A 6,139-nucleotide genomic window follows, 5' to 3' on the forward strand; every position below is an offset into this window, starting at 1 on the left:
GAGCAGTACCGGGCGCTCAGCGTGGTGGTAAGCACCGGCAACACCGACGACTGCGTGCGCAAGGTGGAGGAGAACAGCATCGACCTCGCGCTCGTCACCTTGCCGGCCGCGGGGCGTTCGCTCGAGGTGACGCCGGTGCTCGACGACGAGTTCGTGGCCATCGGCCGCGCCGACCTCGCGCCGCTGAAGGCGCGCGTGGGACCGGCCGACCTGGCATCGCTGCCGCTGGTGCTGTTCGAGCCCGCGGCCAACACGCGCCGGCTGGTCGACCGCTGGTTCGCGGCCGAGGGGCTGCAGCCGCAGCCGGTGATGGAGCTCGGCAGCGTCGAGGCGATGAAGGAGATGGTGGCCGCGGGGCTGGGCTACGCCATCGTGCCCGGCATGGCGATGCGCGGGCGCGGCGCCCATCCCGAGTTGAAGATCAGCCGGCTGGTGCCGCCCATGTCGCGCACTTTGGCGATCGTGCTGCGGCGCGACAAGCCGGTGGGCAAGGGGCTGCGCGTGGTGCTCGATGCGATCGCGCGGGCCGGGGCCGAAAGCAAAAGGCCGGGCACGCCACGCGGGCGTCCCGGCCGTTGAGGCAGAAGCTGCCGCTCAGGCCGCCACGGCGGCGCCGCGCGTACGGCCCAGCGTGACCACGATCAGCGCCGCGACCAGCACCAGTCCGCCGCTCATCACCATGGTGCTCGAGATGCCCCAGCCGTCGACCACGCGGCCGCCGAGCAGCGCGCCCGAGGCGATCGCCACCTGGAAGCCGCTGACCAGCAGCGCCTGGCCGGCCTCGGGCGCATCGGGCACGGCCTCGAGCATCCAGCCCGTGAGCGCCACCGGGATCAGGCCGAAGGCCACGCCCCAGATCACGACCACCACCGCGCCGGCCACCATGCCGGTGCCGAGCAGCGTCGACAGGATCAGCGCCGTGGCCAGCAGCAGCGCGGCCAGCAGGGTGGTGCCGCGCACGCTGCGCGCCACCATGCTGCCGCCGAGGAAGGTACCGAAGAAGCCCACGGCGCCGTAGACCAGCAGCAGCGTGGTCACGCCGTTGGGGTCGAGGCCGAAGACCTGCTGCAGCAGCGGCTTGAGGTAGGTGTAGGCGGCGAAGTGGCCGGCGATGAAGAACAGCACCGCGAGCAGCCCGACCTGCGCCATGCGCCGCGTCAGCGGGATCAGCAGGTCGCGCGCGCCGATGGCGCGTGCCGAGGGCAGTGGCGGCAGCAGCCACAGCTGCACCAGCAGCACGGCCCCGGCCAGCGCGCCGGTGGCGGCGAAGGAGGCGCGCCAGCCGAAGGTGGTGCCGAGGAAGGCACCGGCCGGCACGCCGAGCACGGTGGCCGCCGACACGCCGGCCAGCACCAGCGACATCGCGCGCGCCTGCTGGGCCGGCGGCACCAGTTGCGTGGCGGCCGGCGGCGCGAAGGTCCAGAAGCCGCCCACGCACAGGCCGAGGATCAGCCGCGCGATCAGCATGGTGGCGAAGTTGGGCGCGAAGGCCGCGAGCAGGTTCGAGGCGATCAGCGCCACGGTGAGGCCGATCAGCAGGGTGCGGCGGTCGAGCCGGCCCGAGGCCACGATCAGGCCCGGCCCCGCGAAGGCCGCGAGGATGCCGGGCATGGTGATCATCAGGCCCGCGGTGCCGTTCGAGACGTTGAGGGTGCTGGCGATGTCGGTGAGCAGGCCGATCGGCATGAACTCGGTCGAGACCATGGCGAAGGAACCGACCGAGAGCGAGCCGACCGCGAGCCAGGTCGAGCGCGAGGTCTTCGCGGAATCGGGCGGCAGCGCGTCGATGCAGGGGGCGCCGCTGGGAGCGTTCATCATGGGAAGGAAGTCCGGTGGGCATCGGCCGGCACGGCGGTCGATGCTTGTTGCAAAGGGCTTCGCAGTGTGGTCGCCGGGGCGCCCGCGACAAAGGGGGCGCGCGGCAGTTGTCAGTTTCCCCAGGGCGAACAATCGAGGGGTTTGCGTGCTTTCGGCCGCACGCAGGCGCCCGGGAGCGGCGCCTTGCCGTCCATCGACGGCAAGGGCGCGCTCAGGGCTTGGGCGGCGCGGCCTCGGCGAACGAGGGGAGGTCCTCGCCGCAGGCCATCCACGGCACGTCGTGCGAGCGCCAGATGTGCTGGCTGGGCCGCACGCCGGGATCGTCGTCGAGCGAGCCCACGCGCAGGATCACCTGCGGCTGGGCCACCCACTCGGCCACGAGGTGGCTGCCGCAGCGGCGGCAGAAATGGCGCAGCTTGCCGGGCGTCGACTCGAAGGCCGCGAGCGCGTCGTCCTGGCCGCGCAGCCAGCGGAAGTCGGCGCGGTCCACGCGGGCCGTGCTCGCGAAGGCGGCCGCATGCGCCTTGCGGCAGGTCCGGCAGTGGCAGTGGCCGATCGGGCCCGCGAGCTTCGCGGCCTCGTAGGCCACGGCGCCGCAGAGACAGGAGCCTTGCATGCGCGCCGCCTCAGCCGGTGTTGCGCAGGCCCGCGGCCACGCCGTTGATCGAGATGTGGATGCCGCGCTGCAGCCGCTCGCCGCCGTCGCCCGCGCGGTAGCGCCGCATCAGCTCGACCTGCAGGTGGTGCAGCGGGTCGATGTAGGGGAAGCGGTGGCGCACCGAGCGCTGCATCTCGGCATTGCCCTCGAGCCGCTGCTTGGCGCCGGTGATCAGCGTGAGCGCGTCCGAGGTGCGGTGCCATTCGGCATCGATCATCGAGAACACCTTCTGGCGCAGCTTGCGGTCGCTCACCAGTTCGGCATAGCGCGAGGCCAGCGCGAGGTCGCTCTTGGCGAGCACCATGTCCATGTTCGACAGCAGCGTGCGGAAGAAGGGCCACTGCGCGTACATGCGCTGCAGCAGCGCCTGGCGTTCCTTGCGGCCCGCGGCATTGCCGGCGGCCGCGAGGAACTGCTCCACGCCCGCGCCGAAGCCGAACCAGCCCGGGATGGTGAGGCGGCACTGGCCCCAGCTGAAGCTCCAGGGCACGGCGCGCAGGTCGTCGATCTTGTGGCTGGGGTTGCGCGAGGCGGGGCGCGAGCCGATGTTGAGCTCGGCGATCTCGCGGATCGGCGTGGCGCTGAAGAAGTACTCGCCGAAGCCCGGGGTCTCGTAGACCAGCTTGCGGTAGGCGGCCATGCTCGCGCTCGAGAGTTCGCCGGCCGCCGACAGGAAGGTGGCGGGCGCCGACTTGCCCTGCGGCAGCAGCGTGGCCTCGAGCGTGGCGGCCACCAGGGTCTCGAGGTTGCGCCGGCCGATCTCGCGGTTGGCGTACTTCGAGCCGATGACCTCGCCCTGCTCGGTCAGGCGGATCTGGCCGCGCACCGTGCCCGGGGGCTGCGCGAGGATCGCCTGGTAGCTCGGGCCGCCGCCGCGTCCCACCGTGCCGCCACGGCCATGGAACATGCGCAGGCGGATGGGGTTGGCCTTCTTCTTGTTGAGTTCGTCGAACAGCGCCACCAGCGCGATGCCGGCGCGGTAGAGCTCCCAGTTGCTCGTGAAGATGCCGCCGTCCTTGTTGCTGTCGCTGTAGCCGAGCATCACGTCCTGCTCGGCGCCCGAGCGCTCGATCAGCGCCTGGATGTTCGGCAGCGCATAGAAGGCGCGCACGATCGGCGCGGCATTGCGCAGGTCCTCGATGGTCTCGAACAGCGGCACCACGATCAGGTCGCAGGTGGCGTCCTTGTCCATCGCGCCGCGCAGCAGGCCCACCTCCTTCTGCAGCAGCAGCGCCTCGAGCAGGTCGCTCACGGTCTCGGTGTGGCTGATGATGTAGTGGCGGATCGCCGCGTTGCCGTAGCGCGCGCGGGCCACGCGCGCGGCCGCGAAGATCGCGAGCTCGCTGCGGGCGAGCGGCGAGTAGTCGGCATCGGGCACGCGCAGCGGGCGCGCGTCGTCGAGCAGCTTGAGCAGCAGCGTCTGCTTGGCCTCCTCGGCCAGCGAGGCATAGGCGGGCTCGATGCGCGCGGTGGCCAGCAGCTCGGCGATCACGGCCTCGTGCTTGTCGGAGCTCTGGCGCAGGTCGACCGTGGCGAGATGGAAGCCGAACACCTCGACCGCGCGGATCAGCGGCTTGAGGCGCGGCGCGGCCAGCAGGCTGCTGTGCTTCTCGCCGAGCGAGTCGTCGATGGTGCGCAGGTCGGCCAGGAACTCCTCGGCCGAGGCGTAGGGGTTCTGCGGTGCCACCGCGTGGCGCGCGGCCTCGCCGCCCGTGAGTTCGCGCAGCGTGGCCGCGAGGCGCGAGTACACGCCGGTCAGCGCGCGGCGGTAGGGCTCGTCCTTGCGGTGCTCGCTGGTGTCGGGCGAACGCTCGGCCAGCGCCTGCATCTCGACCGACACGTCGATCAAGGTCGCCGACAGCGAGAGCTCGCCGCCCAGGTAGTGCACCTCGGTGAGGTAGTGGCGCAGCGCCAGTTCGGCCTGCCGGCGCAGCGCGTACTCGAGGGTCTCGGCCGTCACGTTGGGGTTGCCGTCGCGGTCGCCGCCGATCCACTGGCCCATGCGCAGGAAGGTCGCGACCGAGGGCGTCTGGCCGCCCTGCGCCAGCGCCTTCTCGAGGTCGGCATAGACGCGCGGGATCTCGCGCAGGAAGGTGGCTTCGTAGTAGCTCAGCGCGTTCTCGATCTCGTCGGCCACCGTGAGCTTGGAGAAGCGCAGCAGGCGCGTCTGCCACAGCTGCGTGACGCGGATGCGGATCTGCGCCTCGTTGTCGGCGAATTCGAGCGGCGACAGCGCGTCGGTGCCGCCGGCATAGGCCTGCTGGCGCAGGCGGATCTCGTCGCGCGTGGTCAGCAGCTGCGCGATGGCGCGCTCGGCGTCGAGGATGCTCTTGCGCTGCACCTCGGTCGGGTGCGCGGTGAGCACCGGCGACAGGTAGCTGTGGGCCAGCGTGGCCACGATCTCGTCGGGCTTCACGCCGGCCTTGCGGATGCGCGCCAGCGCGGTCTGCAGGTCGCCGTCGGCGCTCTCGCCGGCGCGCTCGGCCTCGGTGCGGCGGCGGATCAGGTGGCGGTCTTCGGCCAGGTTGGCCAGGTGGCTGAAGTAGCTGAAGGCGCGGATCACGCGCACCGTCTCGGCCGCGGTCAGGCTCTTGAGCAGGTTCTTCAGCGCGCGGTCGGCGGCCTGGTCGGCATCGCGGCGGAAGGCCACCGACAGCGTGCGGATCTTCTCCACCAGTTCATAGCTCTCCTTGCCCTCCTGCTCCCGGATCACGTCGCCGAGGATGCGGCCCAGCAGGCGGATGTCGTCGATCAGCGGCTGGTCTTCGGCTTGCCTGCGCTTCGGTGGGGCGGCAGGGGTCTTGCTGGCTTTCATTCGATGGTGTTCCTGGAGACTTGGAGTGCTGTTGGAATGGAGCGTCGCCGCCGTTGCTGCGGCGCAACATGCTAGCATCCCGCCGGTTTCTGTTCATGTACTTTTCGGGGGCGGTTTTGAGCAATATCGTGATTGCCACGCGCGAAAGCCGGCTGGCCTTGTGGCAAGCCGAGCACGTGCAAACGCTGTTGCAAGAAAAAGGCCATTCGGTCCGCCTGCTGGGTATGACCACGCGCGGCGACCAGATCCTCGACCGCACCTTGAGCAAGGTCGGCGGCAAGGGCCTGTTCGTGAAGGAGCTCGAGCTCGCGCTCGAGGAAGGGCGCGCCGACATCGCGGTCCATTCGCTCAAGGACGTGCCGATGGAGCTGCCCGAGGGCTTCGTGCTGGCCTGCGTGCTCGAGCGCGAGGACCCGCGCGACGCGCTGGTGTCGCCGCGCTATGCCTCGCTCGACGAACTGCCGCAGGGCGCCGTGGTCGGCACCTCGAGCCTGCGCCGCGTGATGCTGTTGCGCGCGCGCCGGCCCGACCTGCGCATCGAACCGCTGCGCGGCAACCTCGACACCCGGCTGCGCAAGCTCGACGAGGGCCAGTACGACGCCATCGTGCTCGCCGCCGCGGGCCTCAAGCGCCTGGGTCTCGAGGACCGCATCCGCATCGCCTTCGAACCCGAGACCATGCTGCCGGCCGCCGGCCAGGGCGCGCTGGGCATCGAGGTGCGCGCCGACCGCGCCGACCTGATCGCACTGCTGGCACCGCTGTCGCACCGCGGCGACTGGCTCGCCACCGCTGCCGAGCGCGCCGTCAGCCGCGCGATGGGCGGCAGCTGCTCGATGCCGCTGGCCGCG

5 protein-coding genes are annotated in these 6,139 nt (G+C 71.3%); 2 read left to right on the top strand and 3 right to left on the bottom strand.

The window, feature by feature from the left end; translation table 11 throughout:
- A partial coding sequence (locus tag AC27VN_RS29835) for a LysR family transcriptional regulator substrate-binding protein (RefSeq protein WP_490878882.1) occupies nt 1-579 on the top strand: 579 nt, incomplete at its 5' end.
- 15 nt (nt 580-594) lie between these two features.
- Here the strand turns inward: AC27VN_RS29835 and AC27VN_RS29840 are convergent.
- From AC27VN_RS29840 to ppc, 3 genes are all read right to left on the bottom strand, one after another.
- On the bottom strand, nt 595-1,818 hold the full coding sequence (locus AC27VN_RS29840; RefSeq protein WP_490878883.1) for an MFS transporter: 1,224 nt from the start codon (nt 1,816-1,818) through the stop codon (nt 595-597).
- A 211-nt stretch (nt 1,819-2,029) separates the two neighbouring features.
- A complete protein-coding gene (locus AC27VN_RS29845) occupies nt 2,030-2,434 on the bottom strand; it encodes a GFA family protein (protein WP_093348620.1) in 405 nt (134 codons plus the stop codon).
- Between the two features lie 10 nt (nt 2,435-2,444).
- Nucleotides 2,445-5,291, bottom strand: coding sequence for a phosphoenolpyruvate carboxylase (ppc, locus tag AC27VN_RS29850; protein ID WP_093348623.1), 2,847 nt, complete (start codon nt 5,289-5,291; stop codon nt 2,445-2,447).
- A 95-nt stretch (nt 5,292-5,386) separates the two neighbouring features.
- On the opposite strand from ppc, the gene hemC reads away from it, so the two are divergent.
- The coding region (gene hemC / locus AC27VN_RS29855) for a hydroxymethylbilane synthase (protein WP_490878884.1) at nt 5,387-6,139 on the top strand (753 nt) is incomplete at its 3' end.

It is taken from the genome of Variovorax sp. 20P10.2.4, assembly GCF_058244205.1.

What these genes read in the sequence shown, in the direction of transcription:
- AC27VN_RS29840 (WP_490878883.1), bottom strand. Translation starts at nt 1,818, where the DNA reads ATGATGAACGCTCCCAGCGGCGCCCCCTGCATCGACGCGCTGCCGCCC.
- AC27VN_RS29845 (WP_093348620.1), bottom strand. Translation starts at nt 2,434, where the DNA reads ATGCAAGGCTCCTGTCTCTGCGGCGCCGTGGCCTACGAGGCCGCGAAG.
- ppc (WP_093348623.1), bottom strand. Translation starts at nt 5,291, where the DNA reads ATGAAAGCCAGCAAGACCCCTGCCGCCCCACCGAAGCGCAGGCAAGCC.